This window comes from Arthrobacter pascens, assembly GCF_030816475.1.
Taxonomy (GTDB): Bacteria; Actinomycetota; Actinomycetes; order Actinomycetales; family Micrococcaceae; genus Arthrobacter; species Arthrobacter pascens_B.
The window spans coordinates 3419397-3443257 of record NZ_JAUSXF010000001.1 but is presented as its reverse complement, the minus strand read 5'-3'; the positions used below and the strand labels follow the sequence as shown (position 1 = coordinate 3443257).

Below are 23861 nucleotides of genomic sequence, written 5' to 3'. Positions count from 1 at the left end.
GGAAAGATTGCCTCAATTTCCTGTCTCAATTTCCGGCGCCCGTCCCTTCCGCTTCGAGGAACTGCACGAGTTGGCTTTCCAGGGCGGATCCGTCCCGCAACTCGCATTCCCAGAGGGTGAGTACTGCCCAGCCTGCCTCCTCCAGCCGACGGCGCTGATCGGCGTCGCGGATTCTGGTCCGGGTACGCTTTGCCTCCCAGAACGTGGCGTTTGCTTTCGGGGCATGCTGGCCTGCCCGGCAATCATGGAAATGCCAGAAGCAGCCGTTGACGAAGATGACTTTGCGGCGGCCGGCAAAGACAAGGTCCGGATTGCCAGGCAGCCGGGCCTTGCCGGCTTTGCCGTGCAGACGGTACCGGTATCCCTTGGCATGGAGCAGCCGGCGGACCAGCAATTCGGGCTTGGTGTTCTTGCCCCTGATCCTGGACATGTTCCAGCTGCGCCGCTCGGGGGTCAGCCTGTCCGCCATAGTTCCAGTCTAGGAGCTGCCTGTCAGCGCTCGGGCTGTTCGCCCAGCTGGAAGTGGCGGCCGCTAACGGAGTTCGGTTCGATCTGCACATAGAAGTCTTTGAGCGTTGGCACCCAGGACTTAAGTCCCAGGTCCTCCACGGCCGCAAGTTCGGCTGAGGTGTCAAGGACGCGTGCGGTTCCGCGCAGCACCACGGACCACGCTTCGTCGGACAGTACGCCGTCCGTTTCGAACAGCACGGTGGAGTTGATGGTCAGTTGGGCCAATTTGTTTCCGGGCGCGGTCCGAAGATAGACCTTTCGGCCCAAAGTCACGTAATTGACCGGGAAAATGTCGGGCTCTCCCGCGACGGAAACCACCAGACGGCCATGCTTCGTGGCCTCAAGGAGCTTCCAGGACTGCTCCTCATCGAGTTCAAGTACCGGATCTGCATCTGCGTGTTCGAACATCATGTCCCCCATTGTTCTACGTTACGTAGAAAAAGGCTAGGCCCCGGAACTGCGGTTCAGCCAGTGGTAACGCCGTGCCGTGAACAGGCAGCCCACCAGCCCAGGGGTGATACCTGGACTTTCAGGCGCCGCCCACAGAGCCGGCAGAACCGCGGCGGTTCGAGCTGGAGCCGGGCGTCGCAGCCCTGGTGAGCATCCGACGGCGGTCCTCCGGCGCCGTCGGGCTTTCCTCCGCAGTGCCCGCAAAAGTGGGTTCCGTCCAGTTCCGTGGTCCTCTCACTCGGGTTCACAGCGTCTTCTGGAGTTCCCTGATTGGCATGTTCAGTTCCACCAGCAGGTGCAGATCGGCCGTTGCCGGACGGCCCAATGTGGTGAGGTAGTTGCCAACGATGACAGCATTGATGCCACCGAGCAGCCCCTCGCGGGTGCCCAGGTCGCCAAGGGTCAGCTCGCGGCCGCCGGCGTAGCGCAGCACAGTATGGGGCATTGCCAGCCTGAACGCAGCGATGGCTCGAAGGGCATCCTTGCCGTCCATGATTCCCTGGTTTTCCAACGGCGTGCCCGGCCTGGGGTTGAGGAAGTTCAGCGGGACTTCATGGGGTTCGAGGGCTTGGAGCTGGACGGCCAGCTCGGCGCGCTGTTCGAGTGACTCGCCCATGCCGATCAGGGCGCCACAGCACAGTTCCATCCCGGCGTCCTTCACCATGGCGCAGGTCTCAAGGCGTTCCTCGTAGCTGTGCGTTGTGACCACCTTGGGAAAGTAGCTGCGGGCAGTTTCCAGGTTGTGGTTGTAGCGGTGGACTCCCCATTCGGCGAGCTGATTGACCTGCCGCTGCGTCAGCATGCCGAGCGAGCAGGCGATGTTGATGTCCACTTCTTCCTTGATGCGGTCGATCGCGAACTTGATCTGGTTCATCAGCTTGATGTCGGGTCCCCGGACGGCGGCCACGATGCAGAACTCCGTGGCGCCCGTGGCCGCAGTTTCCTTGGCGGCCTTGACCAGCCCGGGAATGTCCAGCCAGACGCCGCGGACCGGGCTGTCGAAGAGCCCGGACTGGCTGCAGAAGTGGCAGTCTTCGGGGCAGCCGCCGGTCTTGATGGAGATGATTCCTTCAACTTCTACGTCCTCGCCGCAGTGCTTCAAACGGACCTCGTGTGCCAGCTGCAGGGCAGCAGGAAGCGCGTGGTCGGGGAGCCGGAGAATGTCGAGGACCTGGCTTTCGGTGAGTCCGATGCCGCGGTCGAGCACCTGGGTCCGGGCTGTCTCAAGGATGTCGTTCGAGCCCGTTTGGGGTTCTGCCTGAATCGTCAATGATCGTCCTTCGTCGCGATGGGTGGGACCTCCCCTTGACGCTAGTTGGACTGTCAGCGGCAGTTTTTGTCGGATGGGTACAACGCACCCGGCCCCGAATTGGTTAAAGGGGCTTCACTCGCTTGTCAACACTTAACGCCACTGAAACAAGGCCGTGACAGATCTGTCGTTCCAGCTGGCTAGCGTCGCAGTAGACCTTCCGACATCCAGTTTCAGCAAGGAAAGTGACGGCCAGCATGAGCAATGACCTGGAGAGTACCCAACTACTTGAGCCGACGGCGGAAGGCCGGGCCGCCGTCGTCAGCGGTCCTACTGGCACTGCCGGTCCGCCTGGCACTGCCACAGCGGAAGCGGGGGCGGGAAACGCAGCAGCGCTGAGCGCAACCAGGGAAAGCCTGGAGGATTACACCCTCAGGTTCGCACCGCGCTCTTACCGGAAGTGGAGCGCCGGCGTAGTGGCCACGAGTGCCCTGGGCGGTATCGCGTACCTGGCCGATTTCTCCATCGGAGCAAACATCGGCATCGCTTACGGCACTATCAATGCAATCTTCGGGATCGTAGTGGCGGCTGTGATCATCTTCGCCACGGGCTTCCCGCTTGCGTACTACGCCGCGCGGTACAACATAGACCTGGACCTGATTACGCGCGGATCCGGGTTTGGCTACTACGGATCAGTGGTCACCAACGTCATCTTCGCGACGTTCACGTTCATCTTCTTCGCACTGGAAGGCTCCATTATGGCCCAGGGCCTGGAGCTCGGCCTGGGCATTCCGCAGTGGCTGGGGTATGCCGCATCCACGCTGATCATCATTCCGCTGGTCATTTACGGCATGAACACTCTCGCCAAGCTGCAGGTGTGGACCACTCCGTTGTGGCTGCTCCTCATGGTGGTGCCGGTGGGATACCTGCTGGTTTCACATCCAGAGAGCATCGACGGCTTTTTTGCCTACACCGGTGAGTCCGGTGCCGGGGGTCCCAACCTCGCCTCGGTGATGCTGGCCGCCGGCGTCTGTCTCTCCCTGATGGCGCAGATTGCCGAGCAGATCGACTACCTGCGGTTCATGCCGCCCAAAACTGCCGAGAACAAGGGCGCCTGGTGGAGGGCTGTGATCCTGGCCGGGCCCGGCTGGGTGATATTCGGTGCCATCAAGCAGGTGGTGGGCATGTTTATCGCCATCTACCTGATTGCCACCCTTGATCCGGCCGCGTCCGTTCACGCCAATGAGCCGGTCCACCAATTCCTTGGCGTCTACCAGGAGATGATGCCGGCCTGGCTGGCGATGGGCCTGGCCGTAGTGCTGGTGGTCATTTCCCAGATCAAGATCAACGTCACGAATGCGTACTCCGGGTCGCTGGCCTGGACCAACAGCTTCACCCGCGTCACCAAGACCTATCCCGGCCGGATGGTGTTTGTCGTGGTGAACCTCGTGATCGCCCTGGTCCTGATGGAAGCCAATATGTTCGACTTCCTGAGCACCATCCTGGGCTTTTACGCCAACTGCGCCATGGCTTGGGTGGTCACCGTGGCATCCGATATCGCGATCAACAAGTACCTGCTCAAGATTTCGCCGAAGGTACCGGAATTCCGTCGAGGCATGCTCTACGCGGTGAATCCGGTCGGGTTTGTTTCCATGCTGGTTTCCGCCGGCGTCTCGATCGCGGTCTTCTTTGGGGCGTTCGGTGCAGCCATCCAGCCGTACTCGCCGATCTTCGCCGTCGGGCTTGCCCTGGTGTTGGCGCCGGCCCTGGCCGTGCTCACGAAGGGCCGGTACTACTTGCGGCGCACCGACGACGGCATCGACCTGCCCATGTTCGACGCCGACGGGAACCCCAGCGATCAGAAACTTCTTTGCCACGTCACCGGGCTGGAGTTCGAACGCCCGGACATGATCCGTTCCGCCCAGGACGCGCCCGACGGCGGCCCCCAGTATGTTTCATCGCTGGCCTTGTCGACTGACAAGACGGGAGAGCTGGTGCTGCCGGCGGGGAAGTAGGGCTTTGTATTCAATGCTGTAGAGCCGTTGAATTTTTGCGGAGGCCGGTGCATTTATGCGCCGGCCTCCGCATTTTTGACTTTCCATTGACCCGCCACGATGGTAAAACGATGGCGGGGTGCCTGTGGATAACTTTGATCACCGAAATGTAGCCTGGGCTACCCTTAAGTCATTGTTCGTAGCCAGGCGTCTGCAAACTATCGGGGGAATAGCTGCCCATGGCATCACTCAACGTTTTTGTGTCCCGTGGAATACGATCCGGCGCAGTTGCCTCTGTTATTGCTGCTTCGGTTGCGCTGGCCGGATGCGCGGGGGGAGCGCCTGCAGATCCCGGCACATCATCCCCGGCTGCTTCAGAATCAACGTCGGCCAGTACTTCACCCAGCCCGACCCCGACGCCCAGCGCGGTCTACAAACCAGCTGACGCCTCCGGCCCCGCCCAAAACGTCCCCGTTCCCGTCCTGCCCGAGGTCGCAAAGACGGAGACGAAGGAGGGGGCGGAGGCTTTTACGAAGTATTGGTTCTCCATTCTGAGCTACGCGTATGAGACGGGTGACACTGTTGCTTTATCGAAGCTTTCCAAAGCTGAGTGCGCCTTCTGCCACGGACTCGTTGACGATATCGAAGCTGCTTGGGCTGATGGTAAATGGATTTCCGGCGGCCAAATAGAAATTCCGGTTGCTACCGCCAAGTCTTCCGCCGACGGCTCTATGCAGGTGGTTCTTCAAGTACTGCAGAAGGAACTGGTAATTCATAACCAGGACGGAAGCCCTTATCAAGAGAAGACAGCTGCGACAAATGCGGGAAGCGTCGCGATGGTGAAGTTCGCCGACGCAGGATGGCTGGTCAACGACCTAGGTTTGATCCGGTAGCCATGGCTTACTTAGGCAAGGCCCTCACAGTCCTCGCCTGCTGTGTGGTGCTTTTGATGACGTTTCTTTTGACTGCCCGCGCCGAAGACGCTTCGGATTCGAAGCCACGGATCGGCGGGGGTTTTGTAAACACCGGAGTTCGCGTAGGGGCTGATATTTGGGTGCCTGACCCCGGTACTGGCGAATTTAGTATTGCTCAACCTGGCACTGTAAACACCGACCCCAATGACTACAAATACGAACTGCAGTGCCACCTCGGCGGAGGGGAATTCAACACGCCTTGTCTTTCCACAATAGTTGAATGCAGGAACGGGCCGGAGGGTAAGGAAGGCATTCCAGTCATCTGGTACTCGAAGCCACGTGGTGTTCCTGGCGCCGTCTGGTCATTCCACTCAGGCCCAACCTGCCTCTATGACGCCAAGCCCGAGGATTTGTTGCCCCGCATTGCCGCCGAAATCCAGAAACAGTTCCAGAGCTTGCCGATTATTGCCGGGTCAGTGGTGGCCCAGCCCAGTCCGCACACCCTCCGAGGGGCCGAGACCAACTTCTATGCCGATGCCAGAGAACAGCAGTTCGATGTGATGATGTTCGGCCAGAAGGTTCACGTCATCGCCACTCCTGTTCAGTACACCTGGAACTACGGGGACGGCGTCGTGCTTGGTCCGCAGCAGTCCATGGGCGGGCCCCTGCCGCAGGAGCGCTGGGGCGAGAAGACCCGGACAAGTCACGCCTACACCAACACGGGTGACTTCCAAGTCGTCCTGACAACGTCCTTCCGAGGAACCTATTCGGTGAACAGCGGGCCGCCCCTGCCCATCCCGGGTCAGGGCCAATTCAGCGCCCCGCCCCAGACCATCAGCGTATGGCGCTCCATCACCCGGAACTACGCTGACGACTGCAATCAGAACCCACACGGACAAGGCTGCCCCGGCGTCGTGGCTCCCTAACCCACCAACCTAATCCAGCAACAAAAATGACCCCACCTCGCCGCATCCCCCTGCTGCTCAGCCGTCGCGTGGCCAGCCCTCATTCAGGTCACGAAGGTGTCGGCAACAGCCAATGCCTGGTCCAGGATGGCTAGGCCCGTGGCGGCATCAGAGTCATTCACGTTGAGAGGGGGAGCGACATGCACCCGGTTGCCCAGGACCAGCGTCATGAGGCCCCGGTCCAGGCACGCCTTGGCGACGGAAACCATCGGCGCGTTCGCCGGGCCACTGGCTCCCATCGGTACGAGCGGTTCCTTGGTCAGTCGATTGCGAACCAGTTCAATGGCCCAAAGACCACCGATGCCGCGAACATCCCCGACCGACTCGTGCCTCTCGGCAAGTTCCCTAAGGCCCGGCCCCAGGACGTGCGTGCCGAGGCGTGCGGCTGCGCCCACAGTGTCCTCCTCGTGCATCGCGTTGATCGCGCCAACGGCTGCTGCGCAGGCGAGTGGATGACCGCTGTAGGTCATGCCCGCAGGGTAGGGGCGTTTGGTGAACATGTCGTAGATCTCGTCGCCTACCAGCACGCCTCCCAACGGCACGTACCCGGAGTTCACGCCTTTCGCGAACGCCAGCAGGTCGGGCGCCACGCCGTCGTGGTCGACGCCGAACCATGCTCCCGTACGTCCGAAGCCGACCATCACCTCGTCGGCGATGTACACGATGCCGTGACGGTCACAGAGCTCGCGGACCCCACGCAGGTAGCCGGCCGGCGGCACGAGGACGCCCGAACTGCCGGTCACCGATTCCAGGACCAACCCGGCGATCGTGGACGGGCCCTCTAGGAGGATCACCTGCTCCAGATGGGCGAGCGCCCGCTCGCACTCTTCCTCGGGCGTCGCAGACCCGAACGCCGACCGGTAAAGGAAAGGTCCAAAGAAGTGGACTACACCCGCCATGCCCGTGTCCGAGGCCCAGCGGCGCGGGTCGCCCGTCAGGTGGATCGATGTCGATGTAGAGCCATGGTAGGAGCGGTAGGCGGCGAGCACTTTGGGCCGTCCGGTGTACAGGCGCGCCATCCGCACCGCATGCTCGATTGCCTCCGTGCCGCCGGTGGTGAACAGGACGTGCCCGAGGTGCCCAGGAGCTACCTCCACAATCAGCCGCGCCGCTTCGCCCCTGATGTCGGACGCATTCCCGGGCGCGAGCGTGCAGAGCCGGTCGGCTTGTTCCTTGATCGCAGCAACGATGCGCGGATGCTGATGGCCGAGGTTGGTGAACACTAGCTGGGAGCTGAAGTCCAGGTAACGCTTCCCGCTGATGTCGGTGACGTAGCTCCCGGAGCCGCCGACCAAGGTGGGCACATCGCGAGGCCCCTGTAGAGACCAGGGATGGAAGACCAAGTCGTCGAGATTCATGACATCCTCCGTTGCTTTGGTGCCGGACTGTCCACCCCTATGGCTTCACCATGGCACCGTCATAGGCCAGCGTCCATAGCCGTGGCGCTGGGCGGGCGGCCCTCCGGAGCCTAAGCAGGACAGGGAATACATGCCGTGATTCCCGTCTCATCAGGAATAGTTGCAGACGCCGGGACAGTTGGGCACAGCAGAAGCAACCCGCCTTTGAAAGGAACCGCGCATGCTGTTTTCCCCGTTGACCCTTGGTGAGCTCGAACTGCCGAACCGCCTGGTGATGGCGCCCCTGACCCGCGTGCGTTCCGGCGATGAAGGCATTCCCGGGCCGCTGGTCGTTGAGCACTACCGGCAGCGCGCATCCCTGGGACTGATTGTGAGCGAGGGCATCTACCCGAGCCCCGCAGGACGTTCCTACCCGGGTCAGCCCGGTCTGTTCACCGAAGAGCAGATCGCCGGTTGGAAGAAAGTCACTGAGGCCGTCCACGCTGAAGGTGGCCGGATTTTCGCCCAGATCATGCACGGCGGCCGGGTTTCCCACCAGGACATCACCGGCGGCCACCAGATCGTGGCCCCCAGCGCTGTCGCCATCGAGGGCGAGGTCCGCACTCCGGTCGGCAAGCAGCAGTACCCGGTGCCGCATGCGCTTACCACCGATGAGCTTCTCGTGGTCATCCAGGAGATCGTCAGGGCATCGCGCAACGCGATCGAGGCAGGGTTCGACGGCGTGGAACTGCACTCGGCGAACGGGTATCTCCTGCACGAGTTCCTGGCACCGAACTCCAACGTCCGCACGGACAGCTATGGCGGTTCACCCGAAAATCGTGCCCGCTTTGTGATCGAGACGGTCAACGCCGTAGTCGGAGCGCTTGGCGCCAGCCGGGTGGGCATCCGCATTTCGCCGGAGCATAACGTCCAAGGCATCGCCGAAACAGATGCTGCCGACGTGCGGGCCACCTACGAGGTACTGGTGGACAGCATTGCGCCCCTGAACCTCGCGTACCTGAGCATCCTCCACCACGAGCCGACCGACGAGCTCGTTCAGGATCTCCGCTCGCGCTTTAACGGAACGTTCCTGGTGAACACGGGCTTCGGCGTTGTCACCACCCGCGACGCAGCGTTTGCGCTGGTTGCCGACGGTTATGCAGACGCAGTAGTGGTTGGCCGCGCCGCCATCGCCAACCCGGACCTGGCTCGGCGATGGAAGGAAAGCCTCCCGTTGAACGAGCCGGATCCCTCCACCTTCTACGGCGAAGGCGCCAAGGGCTACACAGATTACCCCGCCTACCAGAGCTAGCAAGAAGTTAACGACGACGGCGGCACCCGGCTTGGGTGCCGCCGTCGCTTGCTGCTCGGTGTGCTGTCCCGGCAGCGTGGGCCAAAAGCCATCCGACGGCTTTCTTGGCCCCATTTTGTAAAGTGGCCCGTCGGGTTATTAAGGCCCGGCGGTAGCATCAATGATACTCCACCGAATGGATTATCGGAAGCTTTCTGGCGGTAGCACGCCATTCCGGAGCCATCTCCCGGGTAGGCTTTGCCCATGACCGATCCGGTGTTCGAAGCCGCATTCCAAGCCGCCCAGAAGAGCCTCAGCGAAGGCGGCATTCCCATTGGTGCGGCATTGGCCCGCGGCGGGGAGATCGTTGCGACGGGACACAACGAGAGGGTCCAGCAAGGCGATCCCATTGCCCACGGCGAGATGTCAGCGCTCCGTGCGGCCGGGCGCCAGCGCAGCTATCGGGATACCGTGCTCTATACGACACTTGCCCCATGTGCCATGTGTACTGGAACCATCATCCAGTTCAAAATCCCGAAAGTCGTGGTGGGAGAAGCAGAGACCTTTCCCGGCGAATTCGATCTCCTGCGCTCCCGCGGGGTGGAGGTAGTGGTGCTGAATGACGAGCGCTGCGTTGACATGATGCGCAACTTCCAGCGCGACCATGCTGAACTTTGGGCCGAGGACATCGCCAAATAACGGAGGCGGCAGGAGCTCGAGGCGGGCATCTAAAGGAACGCCTCCCGGCCTGTGCCCTCGCGCATCATCAGCCTGCCGTCCTCAATCGAAACAAGCAGGCTCTTAGGCTTTCCGCTGACCTTGGTGATCGCTTTGAGCCCCCGGTTGGTGACCTCGACCCCTACATGCGCGCCCTTGGCCGGCAATTCAACTGAAACTTCGGAGGCCATTCCCAGGAGGGGGTTGGTGGAAACGCCCAAGTCCCGCCGCACCTGCTTGCCATTGACCGTGACAGTGATGTTGGCCTCTTCAAACCCATCCTGGAAGACGATCAGCAATTCCCGCATGGTGGCCTCTTCCTCGCGAATGATTACCGGTGACGGCACCTCCACTACAGCACTTAGAGGCCCGGAGCGGAATACCTACCGCAGCGGGACCAACTGAAAGCCAGTGGAGACACGCTGGTCTGTAGGGCAAGATGTTCTGGTGACCCAACTCCCGCAGCGCACGTCCGCCCCCACGTCCCCGGCCGAAGCGCCGGAAAACGCGATCAACACCCAGATTGCCGCCGAACTGGGTGTGAAATCGTGGCAGGTCCGGGCGGCCGTGGAGTTGCTCGACGCCGGGTCCACTGTCCCGTTCATTGCCCGCTACCGCAAGGAGGCGACCGGGACTCTGGACGACACTCAGCTCCGCGAGCTCGACGAGCGCCTGCGCTATCTCCGCGAACTCGAGGACCGCCGTCGGACGGTGCTTGAAGTGATTGCCGCCCAAGGGCAGCTCACTCCGGAAGTCCAGAGGGCAGTCCTCGCCGCCGATACCAAATCCCGGCTGGAGGACATCTACCTTCCGTTCAAATCCAAGCGCCGGACGAAGGCCCAGATCGCACGGGAAGCCGGGCTTGAACCTTTGGCCGAAACCCTCCTGAAGCGGCCGGAGCTGGACCCGGAGCGCGAGGCTGCCAAATACCTGAACCCGGATCATGCCATCGATGACTCCACCGCCGCGCTGGCTGGTGCCCGTTCCATCCTCGTGGAGCGAGTGGCCCAGGACCCTGACCTCGCCGGAACACTGCGGGACCGGCTGTGGACCCAGGGCCGGATGGTGTCGAGGGTGAAGAAGGGAAAAGAGGCGGAGGGTCAGAAGTTCGCGGACTACTTCGACTTTGCCCAGGCGCCGTCCGGAATGCCTTCTCACCGGGTGCTGGCGCTATTGCGCGGTGAGAAGGACGGCATTCTGGAGCTCGATCTCACCGAGGCGGACCCGAACGACGACGACGCCCTCGCCGCCGCGCGCTCCCGCTACGAATCCGCCGTGGCAAAATGCCTCGGAGTTACGGACAGGGGCCGCCCCGCAGATGCCTGGCTTGTGCAGACTGCCCAGGTGGCCTGGCGTTCGCGGGTGCTTGCTCGGCTCACCGCTGATCTGCGCGGGCGGATGTTTACAGCGGCCGAGGACGAGGCTGTGCGGGTGTTCGCCGCCAACCTGCGCGATGTCCTGCTTGCAGCGCCTGCAGGTAACCGTGCCACCCTTGGCCTGGACCCGGGGCTGCGGACAGGTGTGAAGGTTGCCGTAGTTGACGGAACAGGCAAGGTGGTGGCTACTGACACGGTGTATCCCCACGCACCGGTGCGGAAGTGGGATGAATCCCTGGCGACGTTGGTCCGGCTGGCGCGGCAGCACGACGTCGAGCTCGTGGCGATCGGAAACGGTACGGCCTCCCGGGAGACGGACAAACTCGCGGCGGAACTGATCAAGCTGCTTTCCGGGAGCGACCGGAAGCCGCAAAAGCTTGTGGTGTCGGAGGCCGGGGCGTCAGTGTATTCGGCGTCGGCCCTGGCTGCGGCCGAGCTGCCGGGAATGGACGTGTCCTTGCGCGGGGCTGTATCGATTGCGCGCCGGCTGCAGGATCCTCTGGCCGAGCTGGTGAAGATCGATCCAAAGTCCATTGGAGTGGGGCAGTACCAGCATGATGTCACCGCGTCCAAGCTCGACCGCAGCCTCGACGCCGTGGTGGAGGACTGCGTGAATGCGGTGGGCGTCGACGTGAACACGGCGTCGCCTGCGCTGCTGAGCAGGGTGGCCGGCGTCGGACCACTGCTGAGCGAAAATATTGTGGCCTACCGGAACGAGCACGGCCCTTTCGCGAAGCGCGCGGAGCTGAAAAAGGTTCCGCGCTTGGGGGCCAAGGCGTTTGAGCAGTGCGCAGGCTTCCTGCGGATCACCGGGGGAGTAGAGCCGCTTGACGCGTCAAGCGTGCACCCGGAGGCTTATGCCGTGGCGCGCAAGATTCTCGTGGCCGCCGGCTCCGCGCCGGCGTCGTCCCTGGATCCCCGTGACTTCGTGGATGGAAGCTTTGGCCTGCCCACAGTGCAGGACATCTTGGCGGAGCTGGACAAGCCGGGACGTGATCCCCGGCCGGCGTTTGCCGCCGCCACTTTTTCAGAAGGGATCGAGAAGATCTCCGATCTCAGGCCCGGAATGATCCTCGAAGGTACCGTTACCAACGTTGCTGCTTTCGGCGCGTTCGTCGACGTCGGTGTCCATCAGGACGGGCTTGTCCACGTTTCCGCCCTGGCTAACCGCTTTGTCTCCGACCCGCGGGAAGTAGTCAAGTCCGGGCAGGTTGTGCGCGTAAAGGTGCTGGAGGCGGATCCGGAGCGGAAGCGGATTTCGCTGACGCTGAGGCTCGACGACGAACCCTCGCCGTCCGGTGGGCGGGCGCCGGGCGGACGGGAGTCCGGCGGGTCGTCGTCCAGTAGTCGGGAGTCTGATGGTCGGGAGTCTGGCGGGTCTGCTCGAGGAGGCAGAGGTTCCGACAACGGCTCCGCCACACGGGGAGACCGCAGGAAGTCGTCGGGAACGCAGAATGCTGGCCGTGGCAGGGGCTCGGCCGCAAAACCTTCAGGCGACAGGTCCCCGGCGCCTCAAGCCGCACCGCTGAACACAGCCATGGCTGAGGCCCTCCGCAAGGCCGGCCTCGGGAAGTAGATCCTTCATCGCCGCTAAGTTTTTTGGAGCTGGCTTTTCGGTCCCACAAGCATGGCAGGGATGCTTGAAGGCTGAGGGAACTTTCTAGGCTGGTCAGTTTCTGCAAGGCTGGGACCATGACTTACTTCTTGGAGTACACCATTCCAGCCGCCTCCGACGATGCAGAGTTTGAGTTCCCGCACGACGAGATCAACACCGGCACCACCATCCCGTTGTCGGAGACCGACGCCGAGATGGTCCACACATCCGAGCTGCCGGCCAGAACAGGCATAGTTGGCGCAACTGTGCCGGAAGCAAAGTTGGAAGCAGAGCAGCTGATCACTCACAGCCGTGCCTCGGAAGCTGCCTTGTACTTTGATCCGTCGAATTCGCTTCGGGAAGGCGTCGGAACCCTCGTGGCCACCTTTGTTGAAGGCCGCGGCTGGCAGGACGCGTAGTTCAAGACCGAGATCCAAGAGGGTCTACTGAGTTCGAAGGGGGCTTACTGCACGGCAATCCAGGACGGGCGTCATGGATCTACGCCAGCAAAAAATCCGCCCATTCCGGGATGGAATCCTCTGGTAGCTCGGGACCTTCAGGTACGTAGAATTCCTCGGGAAGCTCTGGACCTTCAGGCGGCTCGGGGTATCCCGAATCTTCGGGTAGCTCTGGATATTCACGCGGGTAGAAATCCTCGGGAAGCTCTGGATATTCAGGCGGCTCCTGGTATTCGGAATCTTCGGTTAGCTCTGGATTTTCGGGCAGCCCAGGGTATTCGGGCGGCTCGGTTTCAAGGTTGTAGATTTCCCGCGGCCAGCCGGGTGGTTCCCATCCGTGTTCTTCATGTTGGATTTCATCCATAGCGTTGTTGGGCCAGTGGGGTGGTTCCCAGTTTTGTTGTTCGCTTTGGTAGTGGCGTCCGGTGGGTGAGGTCCAGCCTGGTGGTTTGTTCTTGGTGGCTTGGGTTGGTTTCCACGCGGTGGTGTGTCGGAGTTTGTGGTGTTTGCGGCAGGGTTGGCCGAGGTTGGTGATGCCGGTGGTTCCGCCGTGGGTCCAGGCGAGGAGGTGGTCTGCTTCGTTGTCCAGGGAGTGGTTGTTGCAGCCGGGGAAGGGGCATTTGCCGTCCCGAAGCCTTAGCCATTGCCGCATGGCTGTGGGGATGCGGTAGCTGGTGCGGCCGATTTCCAGGGGTGCGCCGTCGCGGGGGTCGGTCAGGACCCGGTGGAAGGAGTCGGCGCCGTCGGCAACGAGCCTGCGGGCCATTGAGGCAGGGATCGGGCCGTAGCCGTCCAGGATGGCGGGCTCTTCAGTCAGACCCATGAGGGCGAACACCGGGACAGTGACCAGGACCTGGGCTTTGGGTGATGGCACCCCGCCGGAGATAGTAGTGCCGGCGTCCATAGCTCCGGTGGCGGCTGTCGTGGTGCCGGTGCCCGTAATTGTGGCCGTGTTGCCGGTGCCGGTGGTGCCTTCGAGGAGCCAGGCCGCTACGGTGTCGGCGCGCAGCTGCGTCAGCGTCCTGTCCTCCTCCGGCCCTTGCAGGGCGCGGGCGGCGGTGGTGGTCCGGTCCCAGATCCCGGATGCGGTGTCGGCGGGCAGATAGGCGGAGAGCCAGGCCATGCCGTCCCGGTCCGGGGCGTACTCGACCCGCCGGTCCAGAATGCTCTTGGCGTGGCGCTTTTGGATGCTTTCGGCGTGGTGGCGCTCACGCCAGGTGCGGGCTTTGGCCCGGAACCGGGACGGGACCAGCTCCCCGGCCGGACAGCTCCGCCCAGCGCCGGGTGCCTCCGCCTCCACGTTCAGCAGGTCAGGTGCCAGGAAGTGTGCCTCCAAGGCTGCCGCGCCGGCCGGGTCAAGGCCAGTGGTTTCATCGACCATCACCCGGGCGTGCTGCCACGAAATCGACCCCTCCTGCAATGCGACCAGCGTCAACGGCAGGGAACTGGTCAGAGCGTGGGAGTCGGCAAGGAGGGCACTGGCGGCTTGTTCGCTCACGGTCAGGACACACGCAACCTCGGCAACCACGGCCATTTGCTGGGCGGTGTGCTCCTGAGGCGTTGCCGGCGGCGGCGCAATGGCCGCGGCCTTATCCGCGTATCCCGTACTGAGGTGCACTTTAAGGGCGGCCAGCATGGCTTCCACCCGGGCCGATTCGGCCAGCCCGTCCAAGCATGCATCTGACTGCTCGCGAAGAGGGTCAGGAACTGTGGAGATCGAGCTGCCTAATCCGCGCCGCACATGGGAAAGCAGCAAGGCAATGGAAGCCTCAAAGGCCTCCAACGCATCCCCCGCTGCTGTTCTATCCATACCCAAAGCATCTCAAGGGGGTCTGACAATAAAGCCCGCAGGCCCCCTACCGTTCCTCGCCGGAAGTCTGATTGGGCCTTTGCCCTCATGCTGCAGAGAGCCCGGGTGGCGCCCCGCCGTCGGACCTCAGAGTCTGGGGTTGGGGCTCCGCCGTGAGACTTCAGAGACCGGGTTGGCGGTTGGAAGTCAGACTTCAGAGACAGATGCGAGTTGCACCGGGACCATCTGCTCAGCCCACGTGGCTGTCAGTATCTGTGGTCCGGAAGTCCCTCCGCTGAGGTTGAGTTGGCGACTAATCACGAGGTCGAAATGTCCTGTGTGAATGGTCGTTACGCCTGCCACCGTTTCGGGAACGGCCGACGAGACGACGGGAACCTCAGTACGGCGAATGCCCGTGGTCTGCAGGTGCACGCTGTCAGGGACCCGCTTGAACTGTCCATCGACGTCCAGCAGCTGTTCGGCTTGGGGCTGTCCCGTCAGGATGGCCTTCGCCAAAGTGGACGCGTAGACGGGGTCACCAGCGGCATCGTAGGCCCATCGTTGCCCGAGAACTGAATGCTCCATCGTTCCGATGAGGCTGGCCTCGGCTCCTTGCAGCGGCGAGCCCCTGTACGTCAAAGGCACCTGAAAAACGGCGCCCTTGCTGGCCACGAGCAGCGTTTCCACGCCTACCTCTCCGTCCGGATCGTCAAACCGGAACGAACCCAGCCGCACCAGATCTGTGGGATCGCCATCCGTGAACCAGGGCTGGCTGGGCAGCCACGTGCTCAGTAGCTCAATTTTGGATGGGATGAGGGTAGCTGTGTGGATGATCGCCATGTTTCCCAGCCTAGGACCAACGGACGGATAGGTTCAGCTGGACGTTACTGCAGATGAAGCCTCCGCGGGCTGCGATGAGTCCCCGGAAGGCTCCTTCTGCCATGGCCAGCGGCCAGTAATTTCGAGTTCGAGCGAAAAGCTAAGGAAGGTTCGGATCAGCACGATAATGGCCAGGACGCCAACGCTTTCAAACGTGGGTGTCACGGCCACGGTGCGGATGATATCCGCAGCCACCAGGAGCTCAAGTCCCAGCAGGATGGATCTCCCCAGGAGTTGCCGGTACGCGCGATAAACGGTGAGCTTCTCGGAACCGGCAGGCAACCTCCGCGGCTGGTAACCGCGGAGCGCCATGGGGATGGACACTAACGCGCCGATGACCATGACAGCCACGCCGGCGAAGTCCATGAACCTGCCTACTGCCTCAATGAGTTGCTGAAAGTCCATAGTCCCCTGCCTACGACGTACTGCCTACGACATACTCAGCCACGACACTCTGCGGCCACGGCACTTCGACCGACAACATCTGCCTGCCCTTTTCCCTGGCACCAGCGTAGACGGTCAGCTGCTGCCGGATGGCTAGGGGTGCCGGACGCCGGTTCCGGCCAGGACTTCGCGGTAGCCCTCACGGAAGGACGGAAAAGCGAACTCGAATCCGGTGCTCCGGAGCAGCGCGTTGCTGCATCGTTTGTTCCCGCCCCGCGGTTCCCCCGCCGGGCCGGCTGGTAGCTCGGGAACTCCGAGCTCGGAGGCCAGGAATCGAAGGACCTCTCCCAGCTCGGCGGGATAGTTGTCCACCCCTACATATGTCGCGGAAGGCATGGACTTCATAGTCATCAGGTGGACGATTGCCGCCGCCGCGTCGTCCCGGTGAATCCGATTGGTGTACCGGGGCTGGTCGGGAACAACCGCGGAGCCCCCACGCACCTGGTCTATCAGCCGGGTCCGGGCCGGGCCATAAATGCCGCCGAGCCGAAGTACGATGCCCCTGGTTTCCGTTCCGTGGAACTGTCCGTGCAGCAACTCCTCGGCCTCACGAAGGATACGGCCGGAGTATCCGCCGGAAGCCGCCGTCGTGCTCTCATCAACCCAGCCGCCGCCCGCATCACCGTAGACGGCCGTGGAGGAGACAAAGAGCACCCGCCGGGGCGCAACAGCGTCGCGCTTGAGCGCATTGAGGACGCGTTCCAGCCCGTCAACGTACGCTGCCCGGTAGGCGTCCTCGGTGGGAGAATCCGCGGCGACGGCTACGACGACGGCGGTGGTGTCCGCCGGGATGGGCGGAAGCCCGGCGCTGGCCAGGTTAGCTTCCACGCCCTCGATTTCTGGCGGCAGTTTTTCCGGTGAGCGCCGCCAGCCCACAACCCGGTGGGCGGTGGCTGCGAAACGAAGGCCTGCTTCGGTGCCCAGATCGCCGCAGCCGGCTATCAGCACGGTCATCGAATCAGGGTGCCGGGACGGGGAAGAACACCCGCGGATCCTGCAGGAGGGCCGGGTAATCGAATGAGGACCGGTCGATGATTTCCGTGACAGCGAAGTTGCGGCCGAACCTCCCGTCCTCCAGCGTGATCGGCCGGCCGAGCACCTGCCCCACGGCGAACTTGCTGCCATCCTCGAAGGGGACGGCCACGGCCGTCTTGCCCGGGAGGGTGGCGAAGGCGTCCTCCTGTGCCTTTCGCTTCCTGGTGGGCTTCTTCACCAGTTGTTTCGGCGGAAGCCTGCGCGGCTGCTTGGACGGCCGGCGGGATCCTTCCTGGGCGAAAACCGGGGAGTAGTCATCCTGGCTGCCGCTATTGTCCTGGGCAGTGGCCGTGCCACGCCTGATCGGCGGCAGCGCGACAGTGTCCAGCGCCTGGGGGTCGATTTCGGCGTGTGGGGCCCGCAGGATCCACAGGACATCACCCTCGGGATCCGCCGGCAGGAATTCGTGCTTCGGCTCGGGCCAGATGTAGTCCAGGTCCGGCTCGGCATCCCCAAATAGGGACGTATAGAAATGGGGTTCCTTGCGGAGCAGTTTTGACCGGTGGCTGAGGTGGAAGTCAGGGTCGCCCAGCCAGGGCGGCATCGGGATCTTGGCGGCATAGTCCGGATGGGCTGCCTGGGGCGCGAATTCGGTGATGTTGGCGCGCGTGTTGTCCGCGTGGCCCCGGGAGGTCCACTCGTCCACCATGGCCAGGCCATAAAGGGTCAACGCAGGTACGTAACCCATCCACATGCGCACGGCCGGGTGTGTCTGCCAGCCGTACTCCGGGATCACCAGCGCACGAAGGGTCTGCAGCGCTTCGACGCGCTGCTTGCCAAGCCTGGAGGGGTCCAGCGCGGCGGCGCTTTTCCGGAAGTCTGGGTACGGAAGGAAGGTTTGCATCTCTTCAGTCTGACTGCATGCGCCGGATGTGCCAATTGCAGTGCCCGCGGCCACATGCTCCCGCACTATGGTGTTCACATATTGGACCTATGCATACATGGCTATGGCTCAACCACTAAGATAACCGAAACCACCCCCGCCTCCTGGAAGCATTCAATGACAACCACACCTGAGCTGACCCCCGGCATCACGAAGACTTTCACGCCCAAGTTCGGGCAGATGCTCGCCCCGGAGGCCAACGGCATTCTGGTCCTCGACGAATTTACCCTCGACCCGGCAGCAGCGCGCAAGGACCAGCACCGTTTCCGCGCCGCCTTGGCCTCAGTGGCGCTGACGTTGCGCAAGATCGCCGCCCTGCGCGTCATCATTGCGATTGTCGCCATCGGGAACCTGCCGCTGTTCCTCATGACCAGCGGCTGGTGGATTTATGCGGTCTCCCTTGCCTTGGTTGTTGGCGTACACGCGGCGGTGTCCTGGCTCAACAAGCACGAGCCCAAGGTCCGCCAGGCCCAGATGCTGGAGCTTCATCTGCACCGCGAACGCAGCGCGAACTACCGCAAGGTCCGCGATGCCATGAAGTACATGATCGATACCCCAAGCCGGATGAACGAGCACCTGTACCTCGAACTGCTGGCGGTCAAGCGGGTAGCTGTCAACGTCGCCCACGGAACCGTGGCCCTGCTGGATACGAGCGACGACACTTCGTGGAAGGTGCGGATCGTCCGCGAACTTCCGGTTGCGGCCTGACGGACCGCCACACACCGCATCCCGCTTCCAGATATAACTACGACGCCGGAGCGCCCCATCGAGGGGACGCTCCGGCGTCGTTGTTATGTGGAAAGTTTATGCGTGAAGTGCTTGGAAAAAAGAGGGAAGCCTAGGCGGGCAGCTGCAGGACTTGCCCGGCGAACACCAGGTTCGGGTTCGCAACGGTGTCCAGGTTGGCATCCGCCAGCCGCTCCCATCCGCCCTCGACGCCAAGCTTCTCCGCCACGATGCTGAGGGTGTCACCCGGCTCCACCGTGTAGGTCTCACCGCTCAAGGGCACGGGTGCAGCATGCTGCGGAGCAGATACAGCCGGCGCCTGCGTAACAGGTACCTGAGGGACCGGGGTCTGGGGGATCTGGACAGGGACACTCTGCGGTGCCACCGCCGTCGCTCCTCCGCTCAGGCCAAGCTGGGCGGCGCAGGAGGGCCATGCTCCCCACCCCTGAGATGCCTGGACCTTCTCGGCCACGGCAATCTGCTGGTCCCGGCTGGCATTCGCGGCCGAGCCGGTACCGCCATAAGCTGCCCACGTGCTGTCGCTGAACTGCAGGCCGCCGGTATAGCCGTTTCCGGTGTTGGTGGCCCAGTTGCCGCCGCTTTCACACTGTGCCAAAGAGTCCCAGGTGGACGTGCCGGTGGTCGCATTGGCGGCCGTGGCCGAGAGCGCCAGGCCTGCCACGGAAACGGCGGCAAGAGTAACTCCGCGGCGCGCTGAAGTACGGATTGTGGTGTTTTTCATGGGATGCGATGCTCCTGAAGGCCACCTGCGCTCGGTCCGTCCCCGGAGGTCGTCGCGCCACTGCCCGCCCCTGACAATTAGAGGTCAATACGGTGTCTGCCGGCCGGGCAGTTCTGGTGGAGGCAGCACCGGGCATTCGTTGTCCCGCGTCGCGGGCACGTTCATCACGCTAGGTCATCCACGCGTCGTTATCAAACCGAGATGCTTCCATAGTGCTGCCGGGCAGTTGGGATGCCCGGGCCGCCCGGCTGGACCTGCCCCGGGCCCGGAGTCCGCACGGGAGGGCGCGCGCCATCGTCCGGCCAGGCATATTCTTGCCAGATGGAACCGACGCAGAACCCTGACCCCACTCATCCTGAAGTCCTGGGCGACGCCGGCGCATTGGCCGCGGCGGGAGAGGCGTTGCGGCCGCTGCCATTGGCCGAGCTGCACCTCCACATCGAAGGCACGTTGCAGCCGGAACTGATCTTCGAACTGGCGGAGCGCAACGGGATGGAGTTGCCGTACGCGGGGCTGGAGGAACTGCGCGGACTGTACGAGTTCACCGACCTCCAGTCCTTCCTGGACCTCTACTACGCCAATATGGCCGTGTTGCAGACGGAACAGGATTTCGCCGACATGACCCGCGCGTACCTTGCCCGTGCTGCCGCCGCCGGGGTGCGGCACGCCGAAATCATGATGGACCCGCAGGCGCATCTCTCGCGCGGCATCTCCCTGGAGACTTGTGTCAACGGGGTGGCGTCCGCCCTGGCAACATCTGTTCAGGAATTCGGCATCTCCACATTGTTGATTGCCGCGTTCCTTCGTGATCTGCCTGAGGAGGCTGCTCTCGGAGTCCTGGACAGTCTTTTGGCCATGAATGCGCCCATCGCCGCGATCGGCCTTGATTCGGCGGAAGTGGGAAACCCTCCGGCCAAGTTCGAGCGGCTGTTCGGCAGGGCCCGCGAAGCCGGCCTTCGGCTGACCGCCCATGCAGGAGAGGAGGGACCGCCGTCGTACATCATCGATGCGCTGGACATCCTGGGCGTGGAACGGATCGACCACGGAATCCGATGCATGGAGGATCCGGAACTGGTGGAACGGCTCGTGGAGGACCGGATTCCGTTGACCGTCTGCCCTCTCTCCAACGTCAGGCTCCGCGCCGTGGACACCCTGGCGGACCACCCGTTGCCCGCCATGCTCGCGGCAGGGCTGAATGTGTCCGTCAACTCCGATGACCCGGCGTATTTCGGCGGGTACGTGGATGACAACTTTGCCCAATTGAATGCGGTGTTCGCCTTGTCCGAGTTTGACCGTGCCCGCCTCGCCGCCAACTCCATTCATTCCTCCTTCGCCTCGGAGGAACGGAAAGCCGAGCTCTTGAAGGAGCTTAACGACATCTAGTTTCTACTCTCCCCGCGGGTTATGGGTCGGCCAGCACACTCAGTCCGCGCATGGTCTTCAACATCCGGTTACACTGGTGCGGCAAGCGTGTCTGGGGAGAAGCCCTGCGGCACCCATTCCAGCGCTTCAGGGTTGAGCAGACAGCCCGATAGCCGAGACTCCGGCCTCACTTTCAGTAAAATCCCCGTCATAGTCCGTCGCGACACGCGGAATTTACCTGTCAGAGTCGCGGGATTTACCTGCTCTTGGCAAGATGCTGAGAGACCGATCGCTTTACAAAAAGGGGAACCATGGCCACGTCCATCGCAGAAAACACCTACCTTCGACTCAAGACAGTGCTGGATGTCCTGACCGAAGGCGCGTGGACCGGTGATTCGTTGAACGCTGGTGAAGTGCTCGCGGAAGCCACGGCCCGCGTTCCGTTCAGCCCGCACGAGGCCGAGCTGCTGAGCGGCGGCATCCCCCGCGGACACAAAACGCTTACATCGGCCACGGCCAAGCTGGTCAAGGCCGGCTGGCTGGTCAAGGGCCGTTCCGGCTGGACCATCACCGATGACGGCATGCGTGCCACTGTCGCCTTCCCCGATGCAGACGCCTTTGCGGCAGCGCTCGACGCCGGCACACCGGTCCCGGCAGACCTTCCGGTTCCGGCGGCCCCGGCTAACTTTGTGCCTTACAAGGCAGCTGCAGCCAGCACGGCAGCAGCCGTCGCAAACGCCGGGGCGGCCACGGCAACGACTCCCGCTCCCAAGGAGGGCAGCGTGAAGGAGGCAGCCAAGAAGACCCCGGCCAAAAAAGCGCCGGCCAAGAAAGCGGCCGACGCCGTCGGCAAGGCCGCAAAACTGATCGAGGACGTGGTGGAGCCCGTCGTCAAGGCGGTACGGACTCGGAAGACTGCCCCCAAGGCGAAGGCGGAGACGGCAGCGACCAACGGGACGGCGCCAGCCGTTGCCAGCGACGTCGAGACCTTCCCGCAGCCTGAAGCAGTGGCCGTGGCCGGCGACTTCAACACGATCCTGGGCGCACCGGAGAACTGGGCACCGCAGTATGACGAGGCCCAGCTGGAACTCGACTCCCTGGACCAGCTGTGGAAGATCAACGCTGAGTTGCCTGCCGGGTACTACACGTTCAAGATCGCCCTGAACCGCTCGTGGGAAGAGAATTACGGCGCGTTCGGCACCTTCGACGGGCCCAACCACGAACTGCACCACGACGGCGGCTCCGTCACCATCCGCTACGACCACCGAACGCGGGACATCACCATCAACTGATCCGCTGATGCGACCGCCGCGGAGTCCTGGAATCGGGAGTCATGGAATCCGGCCCTCCTGAAATTGGGCAGTCCTAGAATTGGATATGGACTCCGTGGAGGTTGCAGGCCTGCGCATCGCCTATCAGCGGGCTGGCGCAGGCCCGCCGCTGGTGTTGCTTCATGGCGCCTACGAGGACAGCCGCATCTGGCGGCGCCAGCTGGACGGGCTCTCGGACGAGTTCACTGTCATCGCATGGGATGCGCCGGGGTGCGGTCAGTCGGATGATCCGCCCCCGGAGCTGACCGGGCGTGACTTCGGTGATGCCCTGGCTGGTTTCCTACGGGCAACCGTGGCCGGGAAACCGCACGTGCTCGGTTTCTCCTGGGGGTCGTGCGTTGCCCTTGAACTCTATAAAGGCCATCCGGAGGCGGCCGCCTCCCTGGTGCTGGCTTCTGCCTACGCAGGTTGGGCCGGGTCCTTGCCGCCCGAGGAGGTGGAGCGGCGTATCGCCCAAATCACTGCGGAGCTTGAACAGCCGGCTGAGGCTTTCATCCAGGACTGGCTGCCCACGCTGCTAACGGAGCGGGCGGATCCTGCCCTCCTGGAGGAGGCGGCTGCAATCATCGCGGACTTCCACCCGGCAGGAATGCGCGCGATGCTCAATGCCATGGGCCGGTCCGATTACAGGGACGTACTGCCCGCCATCACGGTGCCCACGCTGCTGCTCTACGGGGCGGAGGATGTCCGTTCTCCCGTGGACGTCGCCAACGAGATGCACCGGAACATCCGCGATTCTGAGCTGGCGGTGATTCCCGACGTCGGGCACTTGGCCCAGTGTGAAGCGCCGGAGGCCTTCAACGCAGAGGTCCGCCGGTTCCTGCACGCGCTGCCCGCCTAGCCCCAGAGTGCGCTCCGCGAACCTTGACTTGGGCAGCCCGCTGCAGCACTGTGGATCTGGTCGCTGTGACCGGTTTTCACCGACTCAGGAGATGCACCATGACTCTTCCTTCAGGCCTCACTCCCGGCGTATGGACCCTGGATATGTCGCACAGTGAGATTGGCTTTAGTGTCCGCCACGCCGGCATCAGCAAGGTCCGCGGCCGCTTTACAGAGGCCAGCGCAGAAGCCCGGATCGGCCAGTCGTTGGCGGATGCTTCGCTCCACGCGACGGTCAGGACGGCCAGCTTCGATTCCGGAGACGCCAACCGGGATGCGCACGTGCGCGGCGCGGACTTCTTCGATGTGGAGCACTACCCCGAGATGGCCTTTCGGGCCACGTCGGTGGAGGGCGACGGCGAGGACTACACCCTTACCGGCGACCTCACGATCAAGGGAATCACCAAACCAGTAGAGCTGGAAGTCGAATTTACCGGCGTCGCCGTTGACCCGTTCGGTGCCACCCGTGCAGGGTTCTCAGCCGAGGCGGAAATCAGCCGGAAAGAGTTCGGGCTGACCTGGAACGCGACATTGGAAGCCGGCGGCCTGCTGGTCAGCGACAAAGTGAAGATCAACGTCGAAGCAGCGTTGGTCAAGCAGTCCTGACGCCCATGAGCTCCGATGTCCCAGCAAGCGATGATGTCCCAGCAACCGATGATGTCCGGCTCTCTGCCCGCGTCTTCGGCATGGTACAGGGCGTGGGTTTCCGCTTCTGGACGATGGGTAAGGCTGAGGAACTGGGACTGACGGGGACTGTGGAGAACCTCGCCGACGGCTCGGTGGATGTGGTTGCCGAAGGACCGCGCCGGCGGATCCAGGAGTTCCGGGAGTGGCTGAATTCAGGGAATACTCCAGGCCGGGTGGAGCGCGTGGAGGACACCATCTCCGCCGCCGAAGGGAACTTCCGCAGGTTCAGGGCCCGCTGACCCGCTCTCT

Annotated in this window: 24 protein-coding genes and 1 pseudogene; 13 read left to right on the top strand and 12 right to left on the bottom strand. The window is 63.2% G+C overall.

Annotated features, from left to right (window positions below):
• Positions 1 to 25: 25 nt before the first annotated feature.
• Genes QFZ40_RS15740 through bioB form a run of 4 tightly spaced genes read right to left on the bottom strand, consistent with a single transcriptional unit; the run spans position 26 to position 2230 of the window.
• Positions 26 to 469 carry a very short patch repair endonuclease gene (locus QFZ40_RS15740; protein WP_306905562.1) on the bottom strand — a complete coding sequence of 148 codons (444 nt, stop codon included), beginning with the start codon at positions 467 to 469 and terminating at the stop codon, positions 26 to 28.
• A 23-nt stretch (positions 470 to 492) separates the two neighbouring features.
• A complete protein-coding gene (locus tag QFZ40_RS15735) occupies positions 493 to 921 on the bottom strand; it encodes a pyridoxamine 5'-phosphate oxidase family protein (RefSeq protein WP_306905561.1) in 429 nt (142 codons plus the stop codon).
• Between the two features lie 53 nt (positions 922 to 974).
• Positions 975 to 1208 carry a biotin synthase auxiliary protein BsaP gene (gene bsaP, locus QFZ40_RS21760; RefSeq protein ID WP_444861239.1) on the bottom strand — a complete coding sequence of 78 codons (234 nt, stop codon included), beginning with the start codon at positions 1206 to 1208 and terminating at the stop codon, positions 975 to 977.
• Entirely contained in the window at positions 1205 to 2230 is a 1026-nt protein-coding gene (gene bioB, locus QFZ40_RS15730; protein ID WP_306905560.1) for a biotin synthase BioB, read from the bottom strand. The genes bsaP and bioB overlap by 4 nt, the downstream gene beginning before the upstream one ends.
• Before the next feature lie 236 nt (positions 2231 to 2466).
• Between bioB and QFZ40_RS15725 the strand changes: the two genes are divergently transcribed.
• The 3 genes from QFZ40_RS15725 (at position 2467) to QFZ40_RS15715 (ending at position 6043) form a co-directional block, all read left to right on the top strand.
• The gene (locus tag QFZ40_RS15725; protein WP_306905559.1) at positions 2467 to 4224 is read left to right on the top strand and encodes a purine-cytosine permease family protein; all 1758 of its coding nucleotides are present in this window, start codon (positions 2467 to 2469) and stop codon (positions 4222 to 4224) included.
• Between the two features lie 218 nt (positions 4225 to 4442).
• Entirely contained in the window at positions 4443 to 5096 is a 654-nt protein-coding gene (locus QFZ40_RS15720) for a DUF6318 family protein (RefSeq protein WP_306905558.1), read from the top strand.
• Between the two features lie 434 nt (positions 5097 to 5530).
• On the top strand, positions 5531 to 6043 hold the full coding sequence (locus QFZ40_RS15715) for a hypothetical protein (protein WP_306905557.1): 513 nt from the start codon (positions 5531 to 5533) through the stop codon (positions 6041 to 6043).
• Between the two features lie 83 nt (positions 6044 to 6126).
• Here QFZ40_RS15715 and QFZ40_RS15710 read toward each other — a convergent pair.
• A pseudogene (locus QFZ40_RS15710) lies at positions 6127 to 7446 on the bottom strand (aspartate aminotransferase family protein); the annotation flags it as partial.
• 214 nt (positions 7447 to 7660) lie between these two features.
• Between QFZ40_RS15710 and QFZ40_RS15705 the strand changes: the two are divergent.
• A complete protein-coding gene (locus QFZ40_RS15705; protein WP_306905556.1) occupies positions 7661 to 8731 on the top strand; it encodes an alkene reductase in 1071 nt (356 codons plus the stop codon).
• Positions 8732 to 8974: 243 nt separating this feature from the next.
• On the top strand, positions 8975 to 9409 hold the full coding sequence (locus QFZ40_RS15700; protein ID WP_306905555.1) for a nucleoside deaminase: 435 nt from the start codon (positions 8975 to 8977) through the stop codon (positions 9407 to 9409).
• A 29-nt stretch (positions 9410 to 9438) separates the two neighbouring features.
• On the opposite strand, the gene QFZ40_RS15695 is transcribed toward QFZ40_RS15700, so the two are convergent.
• The gene (locus QFZ40_RS15695) at positions 9439 to 9735 is read right to left on the bottom strand and encodes a hypothetical protein (protein WP_306905554.1); all 297 of its coding nucleotides are present in this window, start codon (positions 9733 to 9735) and stop codon (positions 9439 to 9441) included.
• Between the two features lie 139 nt (positions 9736 to 9874).
• Here QFZ40_RS15695 and QFZ40_RS15690 point away from each other — a divergent pair, with 139 nt between their 5' ends.
• On the top strand, positions 9875 to 12379 hold the full coding sequence (locus tag QFZ40_RS15690) for a Tex family protein (protein ID WP_306905553.1): 2505 nt from the start codon (positions 9875 to 9877) through the stop codon (positions 12377 to 12379).
• Between the two features lie 116 nt (positions 12380 to 12495).
• Positions 12496 to 12816, top strand: a complete 321-nt coding sequence (locus tag QFZ40_RS15685) for a hypothetical protein (RefSeq protein ID WP_306905552.1) — start codon at positions 12496 to 12498, stop codon at positions 12814 to 12816.
• Positions 12817 to 12895: 79 nt separating this feature from the next.
• Here the strand turns inward: QFZ40_RS15685 and QFZ40_RS15680 are convergent, their stop codons facing one another.
• The 5 genes from QFZ40_RS15680 to QFZ40_RS15660 form a co-directional block, all read right to left on the bottom strand.
• The gene (locus QFZ40_RS15680) at positions 12896 to 14665 is read right to left on the bottom strand and encodes an HNH endonuclease signature motif containing protein (RefSeq protein WP_306905551.1); all 1770 of its coding nucleotides are present in this window, start codon (positions 14663 to 14665) and stop codon (positions 12896 to 12898) included.
• A gap of 186 nt (positions 14666 to 14851) precedes the next feature.
• Positions 14852 to 15484 carry a CG0192-related protein gene (locus QFZ40_RS15675; protein WP_306905550.1) on the bottom strand — a complete coding sequence of 211 codons (633 nt, stop codon included), beginning with the start codon at positions 15482 to 15484 and terminating at the stop codon, positions 14852 to 14854.
• Between the two features lie 33 nt (positions 15485 to 15517).
• Positions 15518 to 15928: a DUF1622 domain-containing protein gene (locus QFZ40_RS15670; RefSeq protein ID WP_306905549.1), complete on the bottom strand. Its 411-nt coding sequence runs from the start codon at positions 15926 to 15928 to the stop codon at positions 15518 to 15520.
• Positions 15929 to 16060: 132 nt separating this feature from the next.
• A complete protein-coding gene (locus tag QFZ40_RS15665) occupies positions 16061 to 16921 on the bottom strand; it encodes an NAD-dependent epimerase/dehydratase family protein (protein ID WP_306905548.1) in 861 nt (286 codons plus the stop codon).
• Between the two features lie 4 nt (positions 16922 to 16925).
• Positions 16926 to 17846, bottom strand: coding sequence for an MSMEG_6728 family protein (locus QFZ40_RS15660; RefSeq protein ID WP_306905547.1), 921 nt, complete (start codon positions 17844 to 17846; stop codon positions 16926 to 16928).
• A 156-nt stretch (positions 17847 to 18002) separates the two neighbouring features.
• On the opposite strand from QFZ40_RS15660, the gene QFZ40_RS15655 reads away from it, so the two are divergent.
• A complete protein-coding gene (locus QFZ40_RS15655; RefSeq protein ID WP_306905546.1) occupies positions 18003 to 18593 on the top strand; it encodes a hypothetical protein in 591 nt (196 codons plus the stop codon).
• 130 nt (positions 18594 to 18723) lie between these two features.
• Here the strand turns inward: QFZ40_RS15655 and QFZ40_RS15650 are convergent, their stop codons facing one another.
• Complete coding sequence (locus QFZ40_RS15650; protein ID WP_306905544.1) at positions 18724 to 19353, bottom strand: transglycosylase family protein; 630 nt, start codon at positions 19351 to 19353, stop codon at positions 18724 to 18726.
• Positions 19354 to 19674: 321 nt separating this feature from the next.
• Here QFZ40_RS15650 and QFZ40_RS15645 point away from each other — a divergent pair, with 321 nt between their 5' ends.
• The 5 genes from QFZ40_RS15645 to QFZ40_RS15625 all read left to right on the top strand — a co-directional run bounded on the left by QFZ40_RS15645 (position 19675) and on the right by QFZ40_RS15625 (position 23851).
• A complete protein-coding gene (locus QFZ40_RS15645; protein ID WP_306905543.1) occupies positions 19675 to 20736 on the top strand; it encodes an adenosine deaminase in 1062 nt (353 codons plus the stop codon).
• Between the two features lie 290 nt (positions 20737 to 21026).
• Complete coding sequence (locus QFZ40_RS15640; protein ID WP_306905542.1) at positions 21027 to 22007, top strand: pullulanase X25 domain-containing protein; 981 nt, start codon at positions 21027 to 21029, stop codon at positions 22005 to 22007.
• An 85-nt stretch (positions 22008 to 22092) separates the two neighbouring features.
• Positions 22093 to 22887, top strand: coding sequence for an alpha/beta fold hydrolase (locus QFZ40_RS15635; protein ID WP_306905541.1), 795 nt, complete (start codon positions 22093 to 22095; stop codon positions 22885 to 22887).
• 98 nt (positions 22888 to 22985) lie between these two features.
• The gene (locus QFZ40_RS15630; protein ID WP_306905540.1) at positions 22986 to 23531 is read left to right on the top strand and encodes a YceI family protein; all 546 of its coding nucleotides are present in this window, start codon (positions 22986 to 22988) and stop codon (positions 23529 to 23531) included.
• A gap of 5 nt (positions 23532 to 23536) precedes the next feature.
• On the top strand, positions 23537 to 23851 hold the full coding sequence (locus QFZ40_RS15625) for an acylphosphatase (RefSeq protein ID WP_306905538.1): 315 nt from the start codon (positions 23537 to 23539) through the stop codon (positions 23849 to 23851).
• Positions 23852 to 23861: the final 10 nt, after the last annotated feature.